Annotated in this window: 20 protein-coding genes; 7 read left to right on the forward strand and 13 right to left on the reverse strand. The window is 68.6% G+C overall.

All coding sequences use genetic code 11. The features are described 5' to 3' along the window. Window positions 1-62: 62 nt before the first annotated feature. Window positions 63-272, reverse strand: a complete 210-nt coding sequence (locus tag KBZ19_RS09890; protein WP_255100819.1) for a hypothetical protein — start codon at window positions 270-272, stop codon at window positions 63-65. Between the two features lie 459 nt (window positions 273-731). Here KBZ19_RS09890 and KBZ19_RS09895 point away from each other — a divergent pair, with 459 nt between their 5' ends. Together KBZ19_RS09895 and KBZ19_RS09900 are read left to right on the forward strand one after the other, a co-directional pair. Beyond that, complete coding sequence (locus KBZ19_RS09895; protein ID WP_255100820.1) at window positions 732-1136, forward strand: hypothetical protein; 405 nt, start codon at window positions 732-734, stop codon at window positions 1134-1136. A 97-nt stretch (window positions 1137-1233) separates the two neighbouring features. Further along, entirely contained in the window at window positions 1234-1524 is a 291-nt protein-coding gene (locus KBZ19_RS09900; RefSeq protein ID WP_094513037.1) for a 4a-hydroxytetrahydrobiopterin dehydratase, read from the forward strand. Between the two features lie 147 nt (window positions 1525-1671). Here the strand turns inward: KBZ19_RS09900 and KBZ19_RS09905 are convergent, their stop codons facing one another. The 3 genes from KBZ19_RS09905 to KBZ19_RS09915 form a co-directional block, all read right to left on the reverse strand. Continuing rightward, window positions 1672-3312, reverse strand: coding sequence for a bifunctional aminoglycoside phosphotransferase/ATP-binding protein (locus tag KBZ19_RS09905; protein ID WP_255100821.1), 1641 nt, complete (start codon window positions 3310-3312; stop codon window positions 1672-1674). 22 nt (window positions 3313-3334) lie between these two features. After that, window positions 3335-5950, reverse strand: coding sequence for an ATP-dependent chaperone ClpB (clpB, locus tag KBZ19_RS09910; RefSeq protein ID WP_094512924.1), 2616 nt, complete (start codon window positions 5948-5950; stop codon window positions 3335-3337). 121 nt (window positions 5951-6071) lie between these two features. Further along, complete coding sequence (locus KBZ19_RS09915) at window positions 6072-6497, reverse strand: hypothetical protein (RefSeq protein WP_255100822.1); 426 nt, start codon at window positions 6495-6497, stop codon at window positions 6072-6074. Window positions 6498-6562: 65 nt separating this feature from the next. On the opposite strand from KBZ19_RS09915, the gene KBZ19_RS09920 reads away from it, so the two are divergent. Then, window positions 6563-6784, forward strand: a complete 222-nt coding sequence (locus KBZ19_RS09920; RefSeq protein WP_255100823.1) for a hypothetical protein — start codon at window positions 6563-6565, stop codon at window positions 6782-6784. Between the two features lie 318 nt (window positions 6785-7102). Here KBZ19_RS09920 and KBZ19_RS09925 read toward each other — a convergent pair whose 3' ends face one another. The 9 genes from KBZ19_RS09925 to KBZ19_RS09965 form a co-directional block, all read right to left on the reverse strand. Continuing rightward, complete coding sequence (locus KBZ19_RS09925; RefSeq protein ID WP_094512922.1) at window positions 7103-7447, reverse strand: c-type cytochrome; 345 nt, start codon at window positions 7445-7447, stop codon at window positions 7103-7105. Window positions 7448-7592: 145 nt separating this feature from the next. Continuing rightward, complete coding sequence (locus KBZ19_RS09930) at window positions 7593-8615, reverse strand: NAD(P)-dependent oxidoreductase (protein ID WP_255100824.1); 1023 nt, start codon at window positions 8613-8615, stop codon at window positions 7593-7595. Next, window positions 8612-9670 (reverse strand): uroporphyrinogen decarboxylase, encoded by a 1059-nt coding sequence (gene hemE / locus KBZ19_RS09935; protein ID WP_255100825.1) that lies wholly within the window; start codon window positions 9668-9670, stop codon window positions 8612-8614. Before hemE ends, KBZ19_RS09930 begins: the two co-directional genes overlap by 4 nt. 26 nt (window positions 9671-9696) lie before the next feature. Continuing rightward, the gene (glgB, locus tag KBZ19_RS09940) at window positions 9697-12006 is read right to left on the reverse strand and encodes a 1,4-alpha-glucan branching protein GlgB (RefSeq protein ID WP_255100826.1); all 2310 of its coding nucleotides are present in this window, start codon (window positions 12004-12006) and stop codon (window positions 9697-9699) included. 53 nt (window positions 12007-12059) lie between these two features. After that, entirely contained in the window at window positions 12060-12758 is a 699-nt protein-coding gene (locus KBZ19_RS09945) for a DUF3887 domain-containing protein (protein WP_094512918.1), read from the reverse strand. Window positions 12759-12777: 19 nt separating this feature from the next. After that, complete coding sequence (locus KBZ19_RS09950) at window positions 12778-14370, reverse strand: CocE/NonD family hydrolase (RefSeq protein ID WP_315856347.1); 1593 nt, start codon at window positions 14368-14370, stop codon at window positions 12778-12780. A 9-nt stretch (window positions 14371-14379) separates the two neighbouring features. Beyond that, window positions 14380-14688 (reverse strand): hypothetical protein, encoded by a 309-nt coding sequence (locus KBZ19_RS09955; protein ID WP_255100827.1) that lies wholly within the window; start codon window positions 14686-14688, stop codon window positions 14380-14382. Between the two features lie 65 nt (window positions 14689-14753). Continuing rightward, window positions 14754-15143: a DUF4332 domain-containing protein gene (locus KBZ19_RS09960; protein ID WP_255100828.1), complete on the reverse strand. Its 390-nt coding sequence runs from the start codon at window positions 15141-15143 to the stop codon at window positions 14754-14756. Between the two features lie 14 nt (window positions 15144-15157). After that, window positions 15158-15625, reverse strand: coding sequence for a Ycf51 family protein (locus tag KBZ19_RS09965; protein ID WP_255100829.1), 468 nt, complete (start codon window positions 15623-15625; stop codon window positions 15158-15160). Window positions 15626-15693: 68 nt separating this feature from the next. On the opposite strand from KBZ19_RS09965, the gene KBZ19_RS09970 reads away from it, so the two are divergent. From KBZ19_RS09970 to KBZ19_RS09985, 4 genes are read left to right on the forward strand one after another with little or no spacing between them, the layout of a single operon-like run. Next, window positions 15694-20385: a translocation/assembly module TamB domain-containing protein gene (locus tag KBZ19_RS09970; RefSeq protein WP_255100830.1), complete on the forward strand. Its 4692-nt coding sequence runs from the start codon at window positions 15694-15696 to the stop codon at window positions 20383-20385. Between the two features lie 12 nt (window positions 20386-20397). Beyond that, window positions 20398-21420 carry an ROK family protein gene (locus KBZ19_RS09975; RefSeq protein WP_255100831.1) on the forward strand — a complete coding sequence of 341 codons (1023 nt, stop codon included), beginning with the start codon at window positions 20398-20400 and terminating at the stop codon, window positions 21418-21420. 12 nt (window positions 21421-21432) lie between these two features. Further along, the gene (locus KBZ19_RS09980; RefSeq protein ID WP_094512913.1) at window positions 21433-22743 is read left to right on the forward strand and encodes a glutamate-5-semialdehyde dehydrogenase; all 1311 of its coding nucleotides are present in this window, start codon (window positions 21433-21435) and stop codon (window positions 22741-22743) included. Further along, window positions 22740-23252 carry a dihydroneopterin aldolase gene (locus tag KBZ19_RS09985; RefSeq protein WP_315856348.1) on the forward strand — a complete coding sequence of 171 codons (513 nt, stop codon included), beginning with the start codon at window positions 22740-22742 and terminating at the stop codon, window positions 23250-23252. The genes KBZ19_RS09980 and KBZ19_RS09985 overlap by 4 nt, the downstream gene beginning before the upstream one ends. The last annotated feature ends 6 nt before the right edge of the window (window positions 23253-23258 follow it).

The raw sequence follows: 23258 nt of genomic DNA on the forward strand, positions 1-23258 counted from the left end.
GTGAGCACAGCAGTCCACGGCCAAGCCACTCCACGGCCAGGCGCACAATCCTCGGTTGAACATCAGGGATTGTTGAAAGCACAATGCGCGGCTGGTGGTGGTGGACATGTGTGGGCCTCCCGGGTGCGTCGCTCGATGTCCCGCAGATTGCGGACCACCGCATCCACCTGCTCTGCCGACCATGGGCAGTCGGTTGGCTGGGACTCTTCCAGGCCGGTGAGCCGTTCCTCGATGGCCTCCAGGCGGGGGAGGATCTTCGCAAGGACGCCCACCAGCCGCTCAAGCGTGATCGGATCGGGTGAGTTGGGGCGGGAGGCCCTGGGCGCGAGAGAGCGGGGGCGAGAATTAGCCGACCCGACGCAGCCGCAGCTACCAGGGACTGTGCTCAGCCACTTGTCAAGCTGTCTACCTCTGGGAGCACCGCGCCGCTGGCAGCTGCCGTGAGTGGAGCCTCCATCTTCTGGGGGAATGTCCAGCTGCCTGGGGAATGGGCCACCCAACTTCCCTTGGAAATGATCGGCCTCCCGGGGGATGGGTCAGCTCCCTCGGGTTGGGTCAGCTTCTTAACCACGCCATCTGAGCCACAGGTATGGACCTGGCGGGTTTTTGCCCAGTCCGACTGGCCCTGCAGCAGAGTGAATCTTCGGCAGAGTGAGGCCATGGAAAGCGCGCCATCCGCCCCGGTCCCGCCGGCCCCGGAGCCGGCTGGGCCGATTTCGGCGCCTGTTCACATGGACGCTCGCTCCAGGTCGGGGAGCAGCCCAGGCCGCAGCGCCGGGTCCATCCCCAACGCGGCCGCTGCGCTGAGCCGCGGCTGCAACGACGAGCTGATGGCGGAAATCGTGCACCTGCGCCGCGAGATCACGCAGCTGCACAGTTCGATCGGCGCTCTCACCGCCGCGATCACCTCCCTGGCCATCCGTCCGCCTGATGCCTGGCTGGAGCCGGCGGCAGAGCTTCCGCCCGCGATGGCCCAGGCCCAGGCCTCCCCCGTCACCCTGCTGGCACTGCGCAGCGGCGAACGGCTCAATGGTGAGGTGCAGCGTCGCCTGCGTCTGGGCGGCGATGCCGACAGCGACACCGAACTCGACCTCCTGATTGATCGGCTCCATGACCTCAGCGATGCCGGCTGCTGAACCAGAGGGCTGGCGTGCCCCCTGGGCGTGCTTCCACCCGCTTGCGCGCCTGGGCCTGCTTGCCATCCTGGTGGGAGCACTGTTCTGCGGACCTGTCATGGCGGCCCAATTGCTCACCCCTGAGGAGATCAAGGCGCTGCCAGCTCAGCTGCCGGGCTGGAGCATGAGCAACGGCAAGCTCCATCGCACCTTTGTATTCGCCGATTTCAACGCCGCCTTCGGTTTCATGGCCCGGGTGGCCCTGCTGGCGGAAACCCTTGGCCACCATCCGGAATGGAGCAACGTCTACAACCGCGTGGTGATTGATCTCACCACCCACGATGCGGGGGGCCTCTCCAGCCTGGACCGGGAGCTCGCGCGGCGGATCAACAGTCTGCTCACTCCCTGAGCATCAGATCCTGAAGGCTGGATCCAAGACGGCTGGATCTCAAGCAGCCGGATCTCAGAGGTACTGATCCATGACAGCTCCCGCCTCCAGGATTCCCGGGTCCAAGAAGACTGGGACCGGAAAGACTGGTTCCGAGAGGGCTGAATCTCAATCTGAGCCATGACCTCTGGCCAGACTGGGCCCAGTTTTGGGCGTGTCGTCCGTGCTGCCGCAGCCGATCCGCTCCCAGAGCGACATCAGCAGCGTGGTCGGGTCATCACCGGCGCGGAAGCGCAGGGTGTGCCGCTGCTCCAATGGCGTGAGCGGTTCGACCTGGCTGCGTTGCAGCGCCGCCACGGCCAGATCGGCATCGCTGGGGTCGTCGTTGCGCTGCAGGCGCGTCCGCAGGCGTGTCTCGATCAGTTCAGCTGAGGCGTCCACGTCGACGATGCACCAGGGCACCCCCAGCTCCTGGGCCAGGGCGGTGGCCCGCTGGCGGCTGGCGAGGCGCAGGTGGGTGGCATCGAGCAGCACGGCACGCCCGGTCTTCAGGCCTGTGGCGGCCTGCTCCAGCAGCGCCGCTTCGGTACGGGCATGGGCTTCGGCGCTGTAGAGGCGGTCCCGCTGTTCACCGCTGGAGCGGGCCAGGGGGTCCAGCCCGAACAGCGCCTTGCGCACCCGGTCGCTGCTGATCGTCTCGGCGATCAACCAGGGAGCCAGCAGGGCGGCCAGGTGGCTCTTGCCGCAGCCCGAGAGGCCCCGCAGCAGGATCAGCGGCGGCGGTTGCAAGCCGGTGCGGGCATAGGCGAGTGCCAGCGACAGGTGGCCGCGCGCACCGCGTTCAGCCGCCAGGCGTTCGGTGGCGGCGCGGTCGTGCTCGGCCCAGCTGACCGTTTCCACCTTGGCCCGCACATGGGCCCGGTAGGCGCAGAACAGGTTGAGCACCGCCGGATCGATCGGGCGGCCGTAACCCGCCAGCAGCGCTTCCGCCTGCTCGGCATGGCCGCTGGCCTGCAGTTCCATCACCAGGAAGGCGAGATCGGAGGCGCCATCCACCTCCCGCAGCCCCGCATTGAATTCCACGCAATCGACGATCAAGGGGCCGGGCTCTGCCTCCAGCAGCACGTGCTCGAGGCGCAGGTCGCCATGGCCGTTCACGCCCCAGTCGGCGGCGATCCGTGTGGCCAGCGCGTGGCGCTGTCGGCGCAGCTGCGCGGCCAGGCTGCTCACCAGGGCAGCATGCACCGGGGCGGGAAACAGTGCGGGCACGGCGCTGGCGGTGGCCTGCACGTTGCTCGCCAGCACGCGGGCGAAGCGCCGGATGGCGGCGCGGCCATCGGCGCCGGGCCTGCCATTGACCTTGTGAAAGCGGGCGATGACGCCCCCCAGGGCCCGCATCTGTGCGGCCGGCACGGGGCCGGCTTCGAGCCGGGCACGCAGGGTGCGCTGCCGATCAAAGCGCCGCATCACCACCACCGGCTCTCCTGCCAGCGCCCGCACGCCCAGGTAGATGGGGGCGGCCAGGCGCTGGTTCAGCCGCACCTCCTCCCGGCACCAGTGCCAGCGCTGCTCCAGGCTGCTGTAGTCGAGCAGATGCCAGAGCTGCAGCGGCTTCTTGAGCTTGTAGGCGTGGCGCGGGGTGAGGAACACCACGCTGATGTGGGTCTGCACCACCTGCACCTGCCGCTCGCTGGCCGCCACGCCCTGCCAGTCGGCCAAGGGATACACCGATGGCCGGCTGAGGGCAGCGATCGTGGCGGCCAGACTGGCCGCAGCCGCTGCGCTGGTCGGCGGGGGCGCGTCACTCATCGGCGCGCCTCCAGCAGGGGCCTCATGCGAGCGCAGGCTCCACCTGGCGCTGGGGTTGGAAGTGCAGCCGCTCGCCCAGCACTGACACCCCCACGCTGGAACCTTCGCCGTAGGTACCGGCCAGGATCGCCTTGGCGATCGGGGTTTCCAGCTCCCGCTGAATCGCTCGCTTCAGCGGCCGTGCGCCGTACACGGGGTCGTACCCGGCGGTGGCGAGCCAGTCGAGTGAGGCGGCATCGAGCTCAAGCCCGATCTTGCGATCGGCCAGCCGCAGCCGCAGCCGCTCCACCTGGAGCTCCACGATCTGGCGCAGTTCCTCGGCCCGCAGGCTGTGGAAGATGATCGTTTCATCGAGGCGGTTGAGGAATTCGGGGCGGAAGTGGCCGCGCAGGGCCTCATTCACCCGCCGCTCCATTTCGCCGTGGCGGGCTGGATCACCGGCCAGATCGAGAATCGAGGCACTGCCGATGTTGCTGGTGAGGATCAGCACGGTGTTGGTGAAATCCACCGTGCGTCCCTGCCCATCGGTGACGCGGCCGTCATCGAGGATCTGCAGCATCACATTGAACACATCGGGGTGGGCCTTCTCCACCTCGTCGAACAGGATCACCGCGTAGGGACGCCGCCGCACCGCTTCGGTGAGCTGGCCGCCTTCCTCGTAGCCCACATAGCCGGGAGGCGCTCCGATCAGGCGGCTCACGGCGTGCTTCTCCATGTATTCGCTCATGTCGATGCGCACCATGGCGTCGGCGCTGTCGAACAGCTGGGCCGCCAGCGCCTTGGAGAGCTCGGTCTTGCCCACGCCGGTGGGGCCGAGAAACAGGAACGAGGCGATCGGCCGATTGGGATCGGACAGGCCGGCGCGGGAGCGTTGGATCGCATCCGCCACGGCGGTCACCGCCTGCTCCTGGCCGATCACGCGGCGGTGCAGTTCCGCTTCCAGATGCAGCAGCTTGTCCATCTCCGACTGCACCAGCCGCGCCACCGGAATGCCGGTCCACTTGGCGATCACCTCGGCAATGTCGTCTTCGGTGACCTCCTCGCGCAGCAGGGTCTTGTCGGCACCGGCGGCATTGAGCTCGCTCTCCTTGGCTGCCAGTTTCTTGTTCAGTTCCGCCAGGGTGCCGTATTCGAGCTGGGCCGCCTTGTTGAGGTCGTAGCTGCGCTTGGCCTGCTCCACCTGCAGCTGCACCTGCTCGATTTCTTCCTTGATGGCGCTGAGCTCGTCGATCGAGCCCTTTTCCTTCTGCCACTGGGCATTGAGGCCGCTCTGCTGCTCACTCAGCTCGGCCAGTTCCCGCTCCAGCCGTTCGAGCCGATCGCGGCTGGCCGCATCGGATTCACGGCCCAGTGACAGCTTCTCCATCTCCAGCTGCAGGATCTTGCGATCGATCTCGTCGATCTCTTCCGGCTTGGAGGTGATCACCATCTTCAGCCGCGCTGCCGATTCATCCATCAGATCGATCGCTTTGTCGGGCAGGAAGCGATCGGCGATGTAGCGGCTGCTGAGCACGGCGGCGGCCACAAGGGCGTTGTCGGCGATGCGCACGCCGTGGTGCACTTCGTAGCGCTCCTTCAGCCCGCGCAGGATCGAGATCGTGTCCTCCACCGTGGGCTGGTCCACGAACACCTGCTGGAAGCGCCGCTCCAGGGCCGGATCCTTTTCGATGTGCTGGCGGTGCTCATCGAGGGTGGTGGCGCCGATGCAACGCAGTTCGCCGCGGGCCAGCATCGGCTTGAGCAGGTTGCTGGCATCCATGGCGCCGCCGCTGGCGCCGGCCCCCACCACCGTATGGATCTCGTCGATGAACAGCACGATCTGACCTTCGGAGGCGGTGACCTCCTTGAGCACGGCCTTGAGCCGCTCCTCGAATTCGCCGCGGTACTTGGCTCCGGCGATCAGGGCGCCCATGTCCAGCGACACCAGTTGCCGGTTCTGCAGCGCCGCGGGCACGTCTCCGTTGATGATCCGCTGGGCCAGGCCTTCCACGATTGCGGTCTTGCCCACGCCGGGCTCGCCGATCAGCACCGGGTTGTTCTTGGTGCGGCGGCTGAGGATCTGGATCGTGCGCCGGATCTCCTCATCGCGGCCGATCACCGGATCGAGCTTGCCGTCCTTGGCGGCCTGGGTGAGATCACGCCCGTACTTCAGCAGCGATTCATAGGTGCCTTCGGGGTTCTGATCGGTCACGCTCTGGCTGCCGCGCACGGCTTCGATGGCCTGACGCAGTTTCGTGGCATCCACGCCTGCCTGCGAGAGCAGCTGGCGGCCGCAACGGGCGTCGTTGGCGAGGGCGAGCACCAGATGCTCGATCGAGGTGAAGCTGTCGCCGAATTCCTTCTGCAGGGTGGCGGCGTGATCCAGCAGCAGGTTCAGCGCCTTGCCGAGGTACACGCTCTCGGGCGCGGTGGCGAGGCTGGGCTGGCCGCCGATGAAGGCTTCCACCTTCTCGGTGAGCACGGCGGGGTTCACGCCGGCCTTCTCCAGAATCCGCCCTGCCAGCCCCTGCTGGGCCAGGAGTGCGGCAAAGAGGTGCTCGCTTTCCAACTGTTGCTGGCGTTTCTGCTGGGCCAGCTGCTGGGCGGCCACGATGGCGGCCCAGGCCTTTTCGGTGAAGGTTTCGGCAGTGGGGTGCATGGCGGGGTGCGCGCGTTGCGCCGTCGGGGGGAGATGAAATCACCCTATGAATCACTTCTGCGCTGGGCTCAGAGGGAGCACCGAACCGATACCCACAGAAAACCCCCCATGGCGCCCGCGATCACGGCCCTGTGGCGGCGGGAAGCGGGAACTGCATCCGGCGCAGACTCTCCGTCCTGGTGCAACGGCGCACGGGGCAGCCATCGGGCCCATAGACGGCATCGGCCGCGGAGAGGCAGCCCATGCCGTTCTTGCCTGCCACCTGCTCGGGTTTGAGCTGCAGCGGCTGCAGGTTGGAATCAGGGGTGGGCGGCAGCCGGGGGCAGGCCTTCAGCGGCGCTGTGGAGGGGCCGATCGCCTCCGGCTGGTTGGGAGACTGGGTCTGGGCGCGGGCAGGACCCGCCGCTGGCCCGAGCAGGGCGGTGGTGAGGGTCGCCGCCGTGGTGAAGGCAAGCGCCGCCCGGCAGACGAAGACATGGCGCTTGCAGCGCCTGTTGAGAACGCTGTGGCCCCCCGGCTGGCGAAGCGGCGGGGCTGCGGGACTCATGGCCATGGAGGTAGGGGGGCGCCTGCCTAGTCTCGTTGGCCAGGCCATGGATGGTGCGCCCGCCGATGACAGCCCTGCCCCCTGATTCCATCCCGACCGACGAGCTGGTGAGCCGGCTGGCGGAAGAATCGCGGCTGTTCGATGCCACCGCCAGGGATCCGGAGCGCAACTGCTGGCTGGTGGTGCACCGGCATGCCCACGGCGTGTTGCCCAGCGAGTACGACATCCGCGATGTACCGGAAGACCTGTATCTGGCCGTGCTGGCCCGCCGCAAGCAGCTGGGCTGAAGCCTCGTCTGAAACCGCTGGGCTGAAGGCCGTGCCTCAAGGCGCTGGTCTGGCTGTGTCGACGCGTGGCAGGCATGGCGCGGGTGCGCTGCCCCTCGAACACCAGCACAGGAAGCTCACGGCAGCTGGCTGAGCGGCGGATCGCCGGACGGCATTGCCCTACCGGCTGATCCGCCCAGGCTCCCGCGCGCTCACAAAGAAAATCCGCCCCGGTGAAGAGGCGGATGGCAGATGGAGCCTCAGGCCAGGCTCAGGGATGGGCCGTGAAGATCAAAGCCTTGAGGGGCTCGAGCCTGACAGCGCGAGCGGAAGCAGAGCTCAGGACCAGCCTTCCGAGGACTTCTGCTCGATGTAGGCGGCCACATCAGCAATGTCAGCTTCGGTGAGCTTGCCGCCGAAGGCGGGCATGGCGTTCTTGCCGTTGGTGACCTGGTAGGCGATGGCCGATTCGTGGCCTTCGTTGTAGTTGGCCAGGTAGGCCTCGAGGGCTTCTTTCTTGAGTGTGCGCTCGGCGTTCACGACGTTGCCGCCGCCCATGTGGCAAGCCGCGCAGTTAGCGGAGAACACCTGGCCGCCATGGGCGACATCCGCGGCGAACGAAGGAGACGCGGAACCCAGCAGAAGCGCCAGGGCAAGGGCAACAAATGACAGCAGACGGCGCATCGAAAGGCGTGCAACGAGAAGAAGTTAGGGTCTCGTCCCCACGCGGCGCTGCAGCACGCGGGAGGATCGAAACAATCTCGTTACGCAAGCGGCGCGTGGCGCCAGCTGAGGTGGGCTGCCGTCAACCGGTGTGGCGGCCCAGCCTTCAGCCCACCGCGCCGCGATGGGGCAGGCCAGCGGCGTCGAACACCCGCTCCAGGGTGGGGGCATGGCTCACCAGGCCGAACCGTTCCGGCGGGCTGACCGGGCTGTGGATGAAGTGGCGCTGACGGATGCTGAAGCGATCCCAGGCGTTCACCTCGATCGGCAGCACCTTGATCAGGGCTTCGATCAGCCAGCCGCTCAGGGCCAGGCCGAACGGCGGCCGCCAACACTGGCGCCAGCGGCACAGGCTGGTGATCGCCCCATCCACCGTGACGGCGGGCTGACCCAGCACCAGGCGCCGCACCGGCCCCTGGCCGGGTTCGCTGTTGGGCTGGTGCGGCTGCAGGCACAGGTGGACGCACACCCGGCTGATGTCCACGGCATGAATGAAGTGGAAGCTGGCCTCCGCCCTCAACCAGCGCGCCAGCCACAACCAGCGCACCCCCTCCTGCAGACCGGCGGTGAGGTAGCTGGTGGGGAAGCGATCACCCGGCTGCACCGAGCCGCCGAACACCAGCGTGGGGAACACGGCCACGATCCGCTCCGCCAGCGGGTGCTGCTCCAGCTGCTGCAGGCACAGGGCCTTGGTCTGGATGTACTCGGTGCCGTAGGCCTGCGCTTCCGGCAGCAGCTGCAGGTTGCGATCCAGGATGCTGGCGGTGGAGAAATAGATCACCTGCTGCAGCCGTTCGGGATCGGTGCGGCCCAGCAACTCCTTCACCGCCACCACATTCACCTGCTGGGCCCGCTCGGGATCGCCCCAGGCGGTGGCGGTGTGGATGATGCGGTCAGCGGAGGCGATCGCCTCGGCATGGGGCTCCTGATCGCGCAGGTCGCCCACCAGCAGGGTGATGCGCGGATCGTCGGCCGGCAGGGCGGTGAGCTTGGCGGGATCGCGCAGCCAGAGCAGCAGCTCCACGTCGCTTTCGCGGTAGAGCTGTTCAGCGATCGTCTGTCCGACGCAGCCGCTGGCGCCGGTGATCAGCACCCGCTGGCGCGGGCCGGGCGATGCGGAACTGCTCAAACAGCCGCCCCGATCCACTCATTCACCGACTTGCCGGCTTCGAAGAACACGCGGGCGTTGTCTTCGGGGGTGCCGGGCAGGATGCCGTGCCCCAGGTTGAGGATGTGACGGCGGCCGCGCGCCTTGAGCACCGTGTCGACGATGCGGGCGCGGATCGCCTCAGGCGTGCCGAACAGCAGGCCGGGATCCACGTTGCCCTGCACCCCGAGGTGCTGGGGCAGACGGGCGCAGCCGTCGGCCATGTCCACGGTCCAGTCGAGGGAGATGAAATCCACGCCGGTGGTGGCCATGCGCTCCAGCACGCCGGCGCTGCCGGAGATGTAAAGGATCAGCGGGGTGTCCGGGTGCTTCGCCTTCACCTGGTCCACCACGCGCTTCTGGTAAGGAGCGGCGAAGGTGTCGTAGTCGATCGGGCTGAGCTGACCGGCCCAGGAATCGAACAGCTGCACCACCTGGGCGCCGCTTTCGATCTGGTAGCTCACGTAGGTGGCGATCGAATCGGCCAGGTGGCCCAGCAGCTGATGCAGCAGCGCCGGCTCCTGGAACGCCATCGCCTTGATCACGGCGTAGTTCTTGCTGCTCTTGCCTTCCACCGCATAGGCGGCAAGGGTCCAGGGTGCGCCCACGAAGCCGAGCACGGCCGCCTGGTTGCCCACGCTCTGGCGCAGCCTGCCCAGCACCTCGCCCACGAAGGGGAGGGTGGCGGCGGGTTCCAGCGGCCGCAGGGCATCCACCTGGGCCTGGCTGCGGATCGGCGGATCAATGATCGGCCCCTTGCTCTCAATGATGTCGAAGTCGATGCCGATACCCGGCAGCGGCGTGAGGATGTCGGAGAACAGGATCACACCGTCGGGCGCGAAGGCCTCAAACGGCTGCATCGAGATCTCGTAGGAGAGGTCGGGGATCTCCGAGCGTTCCCGGAAGCCGGGGTGGCGGTCACGCAGGTCGCGGTAGACCTTCATATAACGGCCGGCCTGCCGCATCATCCAGACCGGCGGCCTCTCCACCTGCTCGCCTCGGGCAGCGCGCAGCAGCAGGGGCAGGGTTTCGGCCATGGAGGGAGGGAATGCCAGCGGCGAACCTACCCGACCAGCCGGCCGGCTTCGGTGGATTCGTCACACAGGGCCTGGCTGCGGGCTTCATCGCGCTGCAGCACCAGCACGCTGAGGGGCGGAAGGCAGAGGTTGATGGATTGCTCGTAGCCGTGCATGGGGCAGGTATCGGTGAACTTGCCACCGAGATTGCCGAGGTTGCTGCCGCCGTAACGGCTGCTGTCGGTGTTGAACACCTCGCTGTAGTAGCCCTCGAGCGGCACCCCCACCCGGTAGTGGGAATGACTCTGCGGGGTGAAGTTGGCCACCACCACCAGCCAGCGCCCAGTAGTGCTCTCTCGGCGCATGAAGCTGATCACAGAGTGGCGGTTGTCGCTGCAGTCGATCCACTGGAAGCCGTATTCCACGAAGTCGTCGCGCCAGAGCGCTGGCTCTTCGCGGTAGAAGCGGTTGAGGTCGTCAACCATGGCCAGCAGGCCTTTGTGGGCGTCGTACTGGAGCAGATCCCACTGCAGATCGCCCCACACGTTCCATTCGGAGCGCTGGCCGAATTCCATCCCCATGAAGATGGTCTTCTTGCCCGGGTGGGTCCACATGTAGGCGAGAAGGGCGCGCACGTTGGCGAACTTAAGCCAATCGTCGCCGGGCATCTTGTGCAGCAGGCTGCTCTTGCCGTGCACCACTTCATCATGGCTGAGGGCCAGCATGAAGTTCTCGGTGTAGTGATACCAGATCGAGAAGCTGATGTTGTTCTGATGGAACTGGCGGAACCAATGATCCAGCTCGAAGTAATCGAGCATGTCGTGCATCCAGCCCATGTTCCACTTCAAGTTGAAGCCCAGGCCACCGATTTCGGTGGGCTTGGTGACCATGGGCCAGGTGGTGGATTCTTCGGCGATCGACAGCGCCCCCGGGAAATGATGGAAAAGCACCGCATTGGCCTGCTGCAGGAAGCGCACGGCCTCGAGATTTTCCCTGCCGCCGTATTCGTTCGGCAGCCACTCTCCATCCGGGCGGAGATAATCGCGGTAGAGCATGGACGCCACAGCATCCACCCGGATGCCATCGATGTGGAACTCCTCGAACCAATACACAAGATTGGCCACCAGGAAGTTGCGCACTTCGTTGCGGCTGTAGTTGAAGATCAGCGTGCCCCATTCCTTGTGCTCACCGATGCGTGAATCGGCGTGCTCGTAGAGGTGGCAGCCATCGAAGAAGGCCAGGCCATGGCTGTCCTTGGGGAAGTGGCCCGGCACCCAGTCGAGCAGCACGCCGATGCCTTCGGCGTGGCAGCGGTCCACGAAGGCACGGAACTCATCCGGGGAACCGAAGCGGCTGGTGGGGGCATAGAAGCCGGTGACTTGATACCCCCAGGAGCCATCGAACGGATGCTCGGCGATCGGCAGCAGCTCGATGTGGGTGAAGCCGCGTGCTTTCACATAGGGGATCAGGCGGTCGGCCAGTTCCGGATAGGTGAGCAGCCTGGCGCCTGGCTTGAGATCAGCGGCGGCCACCGGAGGCCGGGGCGTGCCATCAGGCTCAATGAACGGTTGATCCATGGCCGCGTGCATCCAGCTGCCCAGATGCATCTCGTAGACGGCGATCGGCTGCTCCAGCGGATCGCGGCTGTCGCGCTCGGCCAGCCAGCCCTGGTCGGACCAGCGGTACTGGCCCAACTGCGCCACCACCGACCCCTGCTGCGGTCGCACCTCGTGCTGGAAGCCGTAGGGATCGGCCTTCTGATAGCAGTGCCCGTGTTGATTGCGGACTTCGTATTTGTAGATCGTTCCCGGCATCAGCCCGGGGATGAACAGCTCCCAGATGCCACCGAGGCGCAGCTGCATCGGATGGTGGCGGCCATCCCAACCGTTGAAATCGCCCAGCATCGCCACCGTGAGGGCATTGGGAGCCCACAGGGCGAACTGCACGCCCGTCACACCATTGCGCTCGCACACATGGGCTCCAAGCCGCCGCCAGATGTGGTGGTGGTTGCCTTCGGCGAAGAGATGGCGATCGAGCTCGCCCATCCACTCTTCACGGAAGGCCCATGGGTCGTGCTGCTGGTGCTCGATACCTGCGCGTCGCACCCACAACTGGTAATTCTGGGCGGGATCGTGATCCAGTTCCGCTTCGAACAGCCAGCGGTGATGGGGGCACTCCATCGCCAGCGACTGGCCATTGAGACGCAGTTCCACCCGTTCGGCCTCGGGCATCCAGGCCCGCACCACCCAGTGATCGCCGAGAGGTTGGGGCCCCAGCACCGCAAACGGATGGTCGTGACGGCACTCTTCGAGTTTCTGACCGTCTTGGACCATCCAGTCGAGGCTGGCGGGAGCCATGGGCGCACATGCGGGCGAGCCGGGAGCTTAGGCCGCCCACCTGCTCCGCCGCCTCAGCGCGGCGGGGTGGTGGGGAAATCGATGCCGATGATGTGGCCGGCGGAATCGAGGATCACGAACAGGTTGTCGGTGAGACGACTGAACTGGGTGGTGACGAGCACCAGCTGCTGGTCACCACCCTGACTGGCCACCAGGGTGCCGCGCACCCGCTGGAAGGGGCCGGTGCGTTTCTCCAGGTTCTGCCAGCGGTTTGTGAGTTCCTGCGCGGAGATCTGCTGCTGCAGCTCCAGCGACAGCATGCTCCGTGCCGTCACCACTTCGCCACGGCTCACTGCGGTAACGAAGCTGCTGGCGATCTGACGGATTGGTGTGCTGCTGCGCTCCCACTCCCAGGCCAGTAACCGGCCCCGTTCGTCGACCACCAACACGATCTTCTTTGCGCCGCTGGGGGTGGTCAGCTCCGCTTCCACCGTGCTGTCGTCCACCCCACTCACAACCTCGAGCACCTTGCTGCCGAGAATCCTTTCCTGGCCCTGCAGGCGCTGATTGACCTTTTCAACGGTCGTGGATTGGCGCAACTCCGGAGCCAGCTGCTCGTAGATCGCCTGGCTGTTCCTCTGGCCGATGGCCGTGAGCAGGTTTTCTGCTGCACGCTTGGCGTCGGCCTGGGAGAGGCTGGTAGTGGCCAGTGCCGCCGGCCCCGAGAAGCCGGCCAACAGGGCCGCAGCCAGAAGGGCTGAACGTAGAACCATGGCAGTCAGAGGGTTGGGATCAGCAAAGTTTCGCCGACGTGAGCGGCTTGAGGTGCAACTGCGCCTCTTGGAGACTGAACTGGAGGGTGATCACCCGATGGTCGGGACCTGTGAGGCCCCTGGGGTGATAGCCATCGCCGGGATTGACGGCGATCTGCGGCCATGCCGCCGCCGCCAAAGACAGGCGCAGGCATTCGCCGGCGCGAAGCGTGGCCAGCAGGGGCTGGAACTGCAGCCGGCGTCGTTGCACGGTCAGGGCATCGTGGCCGAGCCAGCGACTCACCCCTGTGCAAAGCTGCAGCACCTGACTGCCACCGGCGCGCACCACCGAAAGCGCCCCACACAGGTCGTGGCCGAGCTGATCGGCGGCCAGATCCACCACCAGCTCTGGCCTGCCGCACAGCTGCACATCCTGCGGGAGAGGCGCCGAGGTGAAACAGGCCACATCGCTGCGCTGGTCGATGTCGCCCCTCTCCACCAGGCCGGCCTCCAGGGCCAGATGGCCACCACGGCCGGGGCAGGGCCGCCAGGGGTCGTGCACCAGCCACACCGCACCACCCCCCTTCCCGGCCTCTGTGAGCTGCCCCTCATTTGCATTGATCGCCGCCAGCCCGCCGCTGCGTAGGCCCCACACCAGGGAAGGATGAGGAGCGGCCGGGGCAGGGACCCAGGCCCCGCTGGTGAGGTCGCCTAGTGCGCAGGCAGCCGGCATCTTGGTGGGCTCACGGCCACGCAGATGCCGGTCGAAGAAGGCCAGCTGCAGCTGATCAATTCCGCCGTTCCAGTTCAGATGGGTCCAGGGACCCACCAGCAGTTTCGCTGAGCCGCCGCAAGCCCGACTGCGTTCAAGCAGGTCAAGCACGCCGCAAAGATGTGGGTCGAGCCAGCCGCCGATCAGCAGCATGGGCTGGCGCAGCAGGGCCGGCGGAGGGTGGTGGCAACGCCAGCCGTGCGGTTCCCGGGGATCAAGGTGCAGCCAGCCGAGCCCCATGCCGTTGGGGTCGTGGCGCTCCAGCAGCGCCATCCCCTCCATCAGGAACTGCCCGCTCTCCAGGCTGCGGCGGATCGCCTGCCAGGCGTCGCGGTCACCGCGGCGGCGCACGGTTTCTGCGGCCAGTTGCAGTGCCCAGCCCAGCCCCAGCGCCCAGCGGTGTGCGCCCCCGTCGCTAGCCCAGTGAAGCCGTTCATCGAGGCCGGTCATGGCCGGGGCCATGGCATCCGGTGGCGCCATGTCTGCGCTGCCCAGCACCTGGGTGAGGCCCTGATAGGAAAAGCCGTAGGTGCCCACCTTGCCATCGGCGAACGGCAGGCTGCGCGCCCATTGCACCGCGGTGGCCCCATCCAGGGCCTCCTGGGCGAATCCTTCGAACTGGCCGGCCGAATCGCCCCGACCGCGCACGTCCTGCACCACCACCGCATAGCCCTGCTGGGCATACCAGTGGGGATGGGCGGCGGTGATGGTGGAGGCGATGGCCCGGCCATAGGGCTGGCGCACCAGCAAAACCGGCCAGCGCCCAGGCGTGCTCGGTTTCCAGACGCGGCTGGCCAGCTTCACCCCATCGGCGCAGGGCATCCAGGTGTCGCTGGACTCCACCGGCAGGGCGTCAGGCACCGGTGCGGCTCAGCGCACGTCTGGGCAGTAGAGGCCCACCACGTAAGTCGTCAGCACTTCGGCGTCCTGGGTGCTGACGTTGCGGCTCTGGGCCACCATCGCTACAGCCTGGGGGGAACTGGAGCGGACGCCCTGGGCATTGAGGGCACGCAACTGACTGCAGAGGTTCTGGGCCACCTGCGGATTCTGTTTGACCGATTCGAGCAGGGCGGAAGCGGCACCGGCTGGAGCGGCTGCCAGTACGGCGAACGATGCGAGTGCGGCTGTGAGGGAGCAGAGCGCATGGCTGGTGTCTCCCCAGCGACGGGTGTAAATCAATGCAAGACCAAGGAGGGAGTGCTCCCATTCCAGTGAGATGGAGGGTGGGGCAGGGGCGCGGCGGGTCAGTTTGGGGAGCGACTGGATGCCTTGCGGGCCCGAAGGATCCAGCCGCGCACGGTGTCACGGTCGATTCTGGCAAGAGCTCCTGGCCGCAGGGCCCGCTCCAGCCGGGTGAGCTGCACCTGCAACCGTTCCGGTGAGCATTCCGCCAGAGCGGTGGCTGTGGCAATGCCGGCATGGAGCAACAGGGCCGCGTCACCGGCGTCGAGGGCGAGCGCCTCAATCAGCCTTGCCTGGCCGCGCAGACGCGTCAGCCGCTGTTCGGAAGCCCCCTGTCTCGCCAACTGGCGCAGGGCCCCGTCCTGGAGCCGGGCCAGGCTGGCCCACTCCCGCACGCCGGCGGCCTGGAGTTGCTCCTGCTCCAGATGGAAGTGCTGGGGCAGGGGATACATGGGGGCGGGGACGTTCAGGGCTTGATCACCACCACGGTTCCATCGCGGCCGCGGGTGGCTTCCGCCAGCACCACGGGCCGGCTCACGCCTGGTGCCACCGTTTCCACACGCCGCAGGCGCACATGCACGCTGCCGTCGGTGGTGATGCGGCCACTGCCGCGCAGGTTGCGGGCCACCTGCTCCACGGTGGGCCCGTAGGAGGCTGGGCTCAGATCGGCGCCGGCGGTGGCCACCACCAGGTTGGTGCCGTTGTCGAACACGATCGGAGCGTTCACCGCCCCTTCGACCTTCTCACGGGGGTTGTAGCTGATCGCGAAGGCCCAGCAGGAGAGTGACAGCAGCACAGTGAAGCTGGTGACCCCCACCAGCCGGAAGCGGATCCCCCAGCTGGAGATGAACCCCACCAGGGTCGCCACGGCCAGCACCGCGCTCGCCCCCGCGAGCCACTGCCCGGCTTTGAGCAGGATCGGATCGGCAGGCATGGGGGCTGGGCGGCAGGGGATTCAACTTATATATTGCGGCCACCTCAGGCGGTGATAGAAGCGAGCCGATGGGGGACGACGCTGAGCGCAATGCAGGGGCCGTGGCAGAGGCCGTGGGCCGGCGGCGACGGCGCCGTCCATTGGTGGTGGCCACAGTGCTCGGTGCAGGCCTGGTGGGCACGGGCTGGTTCGGCGCCGATCACATCGGCCGCAGCCTCTACGACCGCTGGCGCCCGGACCTTGAACGTCAGTTGACCCGCGCCCTGGGTCATCCCCTTGAACTCGGCCCCTACGACGGGCTGCGGCCCTGGGGCATGGCGATCGGCGCCAGCCGCTTCAGCCCCGGCCCCAATGACGGGTCAAGTGTGAAGGTGCGCTCCCTCACTGTGGGGCTGGATCCGTTGGGAAGCCTGCAGACCTGGACCCCCACCCTCCAGCTCACGGCGAGGGGCGCCGAGATGGATCTCGTCCGCAATGCCGCCGGCCAGTACTGGGTGTTCGGCGGCACCGTCGCCGGCCGACAGCCGCCGCGGCTGAACCTGAACGTGCACCTCGCCGATTCCACGCCGGTCACCATTGCCCCGGCGGGGCTCCACCTGCGGCTGCGGGGCTCGGTGGCGGTGAACCTGCAGAAGCGCCTGGTGAACTGGCGCCTCAACGGATCGCAACGCCTGCCCCGCAAGCCTGAGCCGGCGGCTCTCGCCGGACGGCCTGCAGCCGGCGACGGGCTGAGGCAAGCCGTTGGCGCTGCTGCCGGCCGCCTGCGCGCCGAGGGCCGCTTCCAGTGGGACCGCCGCGAGCTTGAACTGGCGCTGCGGCTGCGGCAGGTGCAGCTCGAGCCCCTGGCGGGCCTGTTGCCGGCCGGCATCGGTTTCGCGCGGCCAGGGGGTGCCGGCGGGCGCCATCTCAGCGGTCGCGCCGATGGCCGCCTGTCGTTGTCGCTGACACTGCCGCAGCAAGCCGGTCGCTTCCGCTGTAGCGGCAACTTGCGCCTGGGCGGACTGCAGCTGCAGGACCCCCAGCTGCCCGCCCCCTGGCAAGCCGACAGCGCCCAGCTGCGCTGCCGCGACGACCAGATCAGCCTCGATCCCATGCGCTGGAGCATGGCCAACTGGCGCGGCAGCGCCGCTGGTTCGCTGGTGCCGGGCCGTTCCTTCGCCCTCACCGGCGGTGCTGAAGATCCCCGTCGCGGCGATCGCCTGCAACTGCAGGTTCAGGGGCCCTGGCTGCAACCAAGAGTGCAGCTCACCGGCCGGGTACCGCTCGGCAAAGGCATGCCCACCAGTCCGGCACCGCTGGCGCTCAGCGCCGATCTGCAGGTGGACCGGCGCCGTTCCCTGGCAGTGGACTTGCGGCGTTTACAGCTGACGTCCGGCCGTTCCCAGCTGGTGGCCGACGGTGCGCTCTGGCCCAGGCTGGCGGTGCGCAGTCGGTCGGGCTCGCTGCACCCCAGCCTCTGGAGCGCCGCCCCCTGGCTGGGCTCGCTGCTGGGCCGTCAGGAGCCGCTGTCGCTGGAGCTGGAGTCGTCGGGAACGCTGCTGGCCCCACGCCTGCAGGGCTCGCTGGCCCGCCAGGGCCGCCCGCTGCTGAACCTCGACCTGCTGGCCCGTGCCGCCTCCGCTAGGGCGGGTGGCCGTCCTGCCGTGCCCAACACGCTCACGGCCGTGCTGCGGGCTCCGGCCGGTGTGAGCGTGGAGGGTCGGTCGGTGCTGGGCGCCACCATCGCGCAGCTGGGCTGGAGGGACGGGCTGCTGCGTCTCGACGACTTGACGGCGCCGGGCTTGACCGCCCAGGGGCGCCTGCCGCTGCGCTGGCAGAACCGCCGCGGGCTGGTGGCGGGTGATCTTGACCTGCTGCTCGACCTGCCCGCCTATCCCCTGCAGCGCCTCAGTCCGCTGGTGGGAGTCCGCCTGTTCGGCACGCTGGGGGCCCGCGGCAGCCTGCGCGGTCCGCTGGCGGCCTTGCGGCCCGACCTGCGCCTGGAAGTGGCCGACCTGGGCAGCGGTCCGCTGCAGCTGCGGGAACGCTGGACCGGGCGGCTGGTGGCGGCCGGCAGCGGCAGCCAGCTGAGCATGCGCTCCACCGGCACCGCCCTGCCCGGCACGCTTACCGCCGGCCTCGATACCTCCTGGTTGCCGCGGCAGGTGAGCCTGCAGCGCCAGGGGGGCACGCTCGCGCTCAATGGCAGCCGGGAGCAGTACCGCTGGCAGGCCCGCGGCCTGCCCCTCAACGGCCTGCGCCTAGAGACCACCCGAGGAGGCCGCCGCGAGCCGCTGCAGGGGCTGCTGAGCGGTCAAGGGGTGGTGGGCCTGGCGCCGCTCACGATGAACGGCCGGGTGCAGGTGGAGCGCCCGGCGCTGCTGGGGCTGCTCGCCCGCGAGCTGGTGGCCGAAGGTGACCTCCGCCAGGGCCGCTACCGGCTCCGTGGCCGGGTCGATCCGCTCAGCGGTGGCCAGCTCAACCTGCGGGCCTCCGGCAGTGGCGGTGGCCCGCTCCAGCTCGCCTTTGAAGGCCGTTCGCTCACCAGCGCCTTCTTCGAGCAGGTGCTTCAGCTCCGCGCCCGCACCGGCGGGGTGGTGGGTCCGCCCCAGGGACGCGCCAGCGATCTGGGTGTGCTGGCGATCGACACCCTGGGCGGCACCGTGGCCGATCAACTGGCAGCTCTGGCGGCGGCTCGCGCCCGGCTCGAGGACTCCGCCCAGGCCGGCATGGCGCCCAGGCCGAAGTTCCGCACCGATCTGCTGCGCGGCCTGGTGGATCTCGACGGCACCCTGGCCGGACCCAACCTCGCCGCGCTCAGGCTGACCCTCAACGCCAAGGGTCACCTGTGGCTGAAGGGCGACGACCGCGATCAGGCCCTGCAGCTGGAGCCCTTCGTGGTGCGGCTGCAGGGGCCGCTCGGACCCGGCCTGGGCCAGTTCGCGCTGGAAGGTCTTTCGCTGGGGCTGCTGGCCCTGATCACGCCGGTTCCCAATGGGCTGCGCGGCACGATCGATCTGGAAGGCCGCTTCCGGATCGGTGGCGCGGGCCGGCCTGGGTCCGCACCGGAGCCACAGTTCACCACCCGGGTGGCCCTGCGCGACGGCTCGCTCAACGGCATGCCGCTGGTGCTGGAGAACGCCCAGGTGAGCCTCGATGAAGCCGCTGTGTCGGCCCAGGCCTCCCTGCGTGGTGATAGTGCCGCCGACAGCGTGGATCTGAGCGCGCGGGTGCCGCTGGATCCCGCCAGCGACGGCCTGCGGTTGCGGCTCTCCAGCCGCGGCGATGGCCTGCGCTTCCTCACGGCCCTGGGCGGCAAGCAACTGCTCTGGCGTAGGGGCAGCGCCGATCTGGAGCTGCTGGTGCGCGGCAGCCTCGACGACCCCTCCGCCAACGGCTTCCTGCGCGTCCGAGGCGGCGAGCTGCTGCTGGCCGGTCAGGAGGTGACCAGGCTGGAAGCCACCGTGCTGTTCGACTTTGAGCAGCTACTGGTGCAGGAGTTCAGCGGCCAGGTGGGGCAGAAGGGGGCGATCAAGGCCGCCGGCAGCCTGCGGCTGTTCACCCCGTTGCCGGAGGAGAAGCCGCTGCAGGTGGAACTCACCACCGCCCGCCTGAGCGTGCCGCGCCTCAACGCCCAGACCGATGCCTTGCTCACCGTCACCGGCACCCTGCTGCGGCCGCTGGTGGGCGGAGAGGTGAATGTCAGCCGCGGCAAGCTCAACGTGCAGCCCGGGCAATTAGCCCAGTCGGAGCAGATCGAGGGCGGCGAAGGCAAGACAGTGGCCGTGAGGCCGGTGGCGATGCAGACCCTGCTGGAGTCGAACTGGGACTTCCAGCAGCCGCTGGTGCTGATGGGGGCAGGTGTGGACACGGGTTCGGGAGAGGCGCTGCGCAGCTCGGTGCCCGATCTTTCCTATTTCAAGCTGGAGGATCTGCGCCTGAACCTTGGCCCTGATCTGGAGGTGGTGATGCCCCCGGTGGCGGCCTTCCGCACCACTGGTCTGCTCACCCTCAACGGGCCGATCGACAGCAGCCTGCAGGCCCGCGGTGTGGTGCGTCTTAGGGGCGGCCGCCTGACGCTGTTCACCACCACCTTCACGCTCGATCCCGATGCGCCCAACGTGGCGGTGTTCACCCCGTCGCTGGGCCTGGTGCCCTTCCTCGACATCGCCCTGCGCACCCGGGTGTCGAACAGCCTGGAGGTGGGCCGCAGCCCGGGCTTCGTGACTGAACAGGACCTGCGCGGCGGCTTCACCCCGCTGGACCAGCTCAATCTGGTGCGGGTGGTGATGAAGATCAGCGGTCCGGCCGACCGGATCGGTGAATCACTGGAGCTGCGCAGCAATCCGCCGCTGTCCCAGGAGCGGCTGGTGGCCTTGATCGGTGGCAATTCGCTGGCGGGCCTCACCGGGGGCAATGCGGGCGCGGCCCTGGCCACTGTGCTGGGCCAGTCGTTGCTCTCACCCCTGGTGAGCACGCTCACCGATGCGCTCGGCCAGCGGGTGAGCTTCGCGATCTACCCCAGCTACGTGGTGCCAACCGACAGCCAGAACCCCAACAGGGGCAACGGGCGGGTGCCCTCCCAGCTGGTGCTGGCCACCGATTTCGGCCTGGACCTTACCGATCGGATCAACCTCTCGATGCTGGCGGCACCGAACCGCAGCGACATCCCCCCCCAGTTCACCCTGCGCTATCAGGTCAACGACACCTACGGCCTGCAGGGATCGGTGGATGCGGAAGGTCGCTGGCAAACCCAGCTGCAATTCTTCTTCCGGTTCTGATCGTCCCCGCCCATGGCCGACGCCCCATCCAAGGCCTCAACGTCCGCCATGGCTGCCAGCGCGCTCGAGGCTTCCGCCCTAAGCCTGGCCTGCACGGCTCCGCGGCCCTCTCCCCTGCCGGCAGCCTCCGCGGCAGATCAGGCCATCGGGGTGGATCTCGGCGGTACGGCCATCAAGCTGGCCCGCGTTGACCGCAAGGGCCAGGCCCTGGCAGAGCTGGAGCTGCCCACCCCCCAGCCACCGATGCCCGGCGCCGTGTCCATGGCGATCGCCGCGGCGATCGAGCAGCTCGACCCAGAGCGGCAGGCGGCCGTTGTGGGCGTGGGCGTGCCCGGCCCGGTCGATGCGTCCGGTCGCGTTGCGCGCATCGCCATCAACCTGCCGGGCTGGCGCCGGGTGCCGCTGGCCGACTGGCTGGAGGCCCGACTCGATCGGCCGCTGGTGCTGGCCAACGATGGCAACTGCGCCCTGCTGGGCGAGGCCTGGTGCGGCGCGGCGCGCGGCGAGGACCACGTGCTGCTGCTGACCCTTGGCACCGGCGTCGGGGGCGGGGTGCTGCTGGGCGGCCAGCTGTTCACCGGGCCCCACGGGGCGGCGGCCGAGCCGGGGCTGATCGGCGTGGATCCGCAGGGTCCCGACTGCCACAGCGGCAACCGGGGCTCGCTGGAACAGTTCTGCAGCATCAATGGCCTGCGGCGCCTGTCGCTGCTGGCGCCCCGCGAGCTCTGCCGCCGTGCCGACGCGGGTGAGGCCGATGCCCTGGCGGTGTGGGACCGCTACGGCCAGCTGCTGGGCACGGGCCTCAGCTCCCTGCTCTATGTGCTCACGCCTGAGCTGGTGCTGCTCGGCGGTGGCCTGAGCGGCGCCAGCCACCACTTCCTGCCGGCGGTCTGGCGGGAGGTGGAGCAACGGGTGATGCCGGAGAGCCGCGAGGGCCTGCGTCTGCGCCGTTGTGCCCTCGGCAACGGGGCGGGCCGGCTCGGCGCCGCCCGGCTGGCCTTCGATCGTCTCGCGCCCCTGCCGCCCACCGATTGAGAAGATGGGGCCATGACCAGCCCCGTTCCTGACCCCTCCCCAGAACTGCTGCAGCGCGCCCTGGCGGTGCGGCGAGCGGCGGGTCAGCTCGCCCAGAGCAGTGACGCCGAGCGCCAGGCGGCGCTGGAGGCGATGGCGGCGGCACTGGAGCAGGCGTCCGCTGAAATCCTGGCCGCCAACGCAGCCGACCGCCAGGCGGCACAGGCCGATGGCCTGCCGGCGGCGCTGGCGGCACGGCTGGTGCTCGATGGCCCGAAGCTGGCGGCGGCCGTGGCGGGGGTGCGTCAGCTGGCGGCCCTGAGCGACCCGCTCGGCCAACGTCAGTTGCACACGGAGCTGGATGAGGGCCTGGTGCTGGAGCGGATCACGGTGCCGCTCGGGGTGGTGGGGGTGATCTTCGAGGCGCGCCCCGATGCGCTGGTGCAGATCGCAGCGCTGGCGGTGCGCTCCGGCAATGGCGCCCTGCTCAAGGGGGGCCGGGAAGCCCGCCTGAGCTGCGCCGCCATCCACAGGGCCCTGCAGCAGGGCCTGGCCGCCAGTGCGGTGTCACCGCAGGTGCTCGATCTGCTCACCTCCCGGGAGGAGAGCCTCGCCCTGCTCAAGCTTGAGGGCCTGGTCGATCTGATCATTCCGCGCGGCTCCAATGCCCTGGTGCGCTTCATCCAGGACAACACCCGTCTGCCGGTGCTGGGCCACGCCGACGGCATCTGCCACCTGTACGTGGATGCGGAGGCCAACAGCGAGGAGGCGCTGCGGGTGGCCCTGGATTCCAAGATCCAGTATCCCGCCGCCTGCAACGCGATCGAAACCCTGCTGGTGCATCGCGCCATTGCTGCTGATTTCCTGCCGCCGGCGGTGGCGGCCTTCGCGGCGGCGGGGGTGGAGCTGCGCGGTGATCCCCGCGCCTGCGCCCTCGGCGTGCCGCTCCCCGCCAGCGACGAGGACTGGGGCACGGAGTATTCCGATCTGGTCCTGGCGGTGAAGCTGGTCGACGACCTGGAGGCGGCGCTGGCCCACATCGCCCACTACGGGTCCCGCCACACCGAGGCGATCTGCACCGCCAATCCGGCCACAGCCGAGCAGTTCCTGCGCGCCGTCGACAGTGCCGGGGTGTTCGCCAATTGCTCCACCCGCTTCGCCGATGGCTTCCGCTACGGCCTCGGGGCGGAGGTGGGCATCAGCACCCAGACCCTGCCCCCGCGTGGGCCGGTGGGGCTGGAGGGTCTGGTCACCTACCGCTACCGCCTGCGCGGCCATGGCCAGACCGTGGCGGATTACGCCCGCGGCGATCAGCGCTTCATGCACCGCTCCCTCCCCCTGTGACTGCCGCCTCAAACCCGCCCGGCAAACCCGCCAGCGCCACGCCCAGCCAACCCATCGTTGAGCCTGCCGGCCACCCCGCAGGCTTTGGCGCGGACGCCATCCACGTGCGGGGCCTCCGGCTCTGGGCCCATGTGGGGGTGCTGGAGCGGGAGCGCCTGCTGGGCCAGTGGTTCGAGCTGGATCTCACCCTCTGGTGGCCACTGGCGCCGGCGGGGCGCGCCGATGCTCTGGGTCTAAGCCTTGATTACGGCGTGGCGATCCAGGCCCTGCAGCGGCTGGCCCGGGAGCTGCGCTGCCTCACCCTGGAGGCCTTTGCGGAGCAGACGCTCAACACGATCGAGCGGTTGTACGGCCCGGTGCCGCAGCGGCTGGAGCTGCGCAAGTGCCGGGCCCCTGTGCCGGGCTTCAGCGGCAGCGTGGCGGTGGAGCGCTGGCGGCACGCGGAGCGGATCGGCCAGCCAGTGGGGCTGCCTGCTGCACTTGCCACTTCTGCTTCCAGCGGCCACTGAGCCCCC

The organism is Synechococcus sp. L2F (assembly GCF_024345695.1).
Classification (GTDB): Bacteria; Cyanobacteriota; Cyanobacteriia; order PCC-6307; family Cyanobiaceae; genus MW101C3.

Bases quoted from the DNA above. Each gene is read 5' to 3' on its own strand.
- KBZ19_RS09945 (WP_094512918.1), bottom strand. From the start codon at position 12,758: ATGGTTCTACGTTCAGCCCTTCTGGCTGCGGCCCTGTTGGCCGGCTTC.
- glgB (WP_255100826.1), bottom strand. From the start codon at position 12,006: ATGGCTCCCGCCAGCCTCGACTGGATGGTCCAAGACGGTCAGAAACTC.
- KBZ19_RS09980 (WP_094512913.1), top strand. From the start codon at position 21,433: ATGACCAGCCCCGTTCCTGACCCCTCCCCAGAACTGCTGCAGCGCGCC.
- KBZ19_RS09975 (WP_255100831.1), top strand. From the start codon at position 20,398: ATGGCCGACGCCCCATCCAAGGCCTCAACGTCCGCCATGGCTGCCAGC.
- clpB (WP_094512924.1), bottom strand. From the start codon at position 5,950: ATGCACCCCACTGCCGAAACCTTCACCGAAAAGGCCTGGGCCGCCATC.
- KBZ19_RS09960 (WP_255100828.1), bottom strand. From the start codon at position 15,143: ATGTATCCCCTGCCCCAGCACTTCCATCTGGAGCAGGAGCAACTCCAG.
- KBZ19_RS09925 (WP_094512922.1), bottom strand. From the start codon at position 7,447: ATGCGCCGTCTGCTGTCATTTGTTGCCCTTGCCCTGGCGCTTCTGCTG.
- KBZ19_RS09965 (WP_255100829.1), bottom strand. From the start codon at position 15,625: ATGCCTGCCGATCCGATCCTGCTCAAAGCCGGGCAGTGGCTCGCGGGG.
- KBZ19_RS09920 (WP_255100823.1), top strand. From the start codon at position 6,563: ATGACAGCCCTGCCCCCTGATTCCATCCCGACCGACGAGCTGGTGAGC.
- hemE (WP_255100825.1), bottom strand. From the start codon at position 9,670: ATGGCCGAAACCCTGCCCCTGCTGCTGCGCGCTGCCCGAGGCGAGCAG.
- KBZ19_RS09900 (WP_094513037.1), top strand. From the start codon at position 1,234: ATGGCGGCCCAATTGCTCACCCCTGAGGAGATCAAGGCGCTGCCAGCT.
- KBZ19_RS09895 (WP_255100820.1), top strand. From the start codon at position 732: ATGGACGCTCGCTCCAGGTCGGGGAGCAGCCCAGGCCGCAGCGCCGGG.
- KBZ19_RS09905 (WP_255100821.1), bottom strand. From the start codon at position 3,312: ATGAGTGACGCGCCCCCGCCGACCAGCGCAGCGGCTGCGGCCAGTCTG.
- KBZ19_RS09970 (WP_255100830.1), top strand. From the start codon at position 15,694: ATGGGGGACGACGCTGAGCGCAATGCAGGGGCCGTGGCAGAGGCCGTG.
- KBZ19_RS09915 (WP_255100822.1), bottom strand. From the start codon at position 6,497: ATGAGTCCCGCAGCCCCGCCGCTTCGCCAGCCGGGGGGCCACAGCGTT.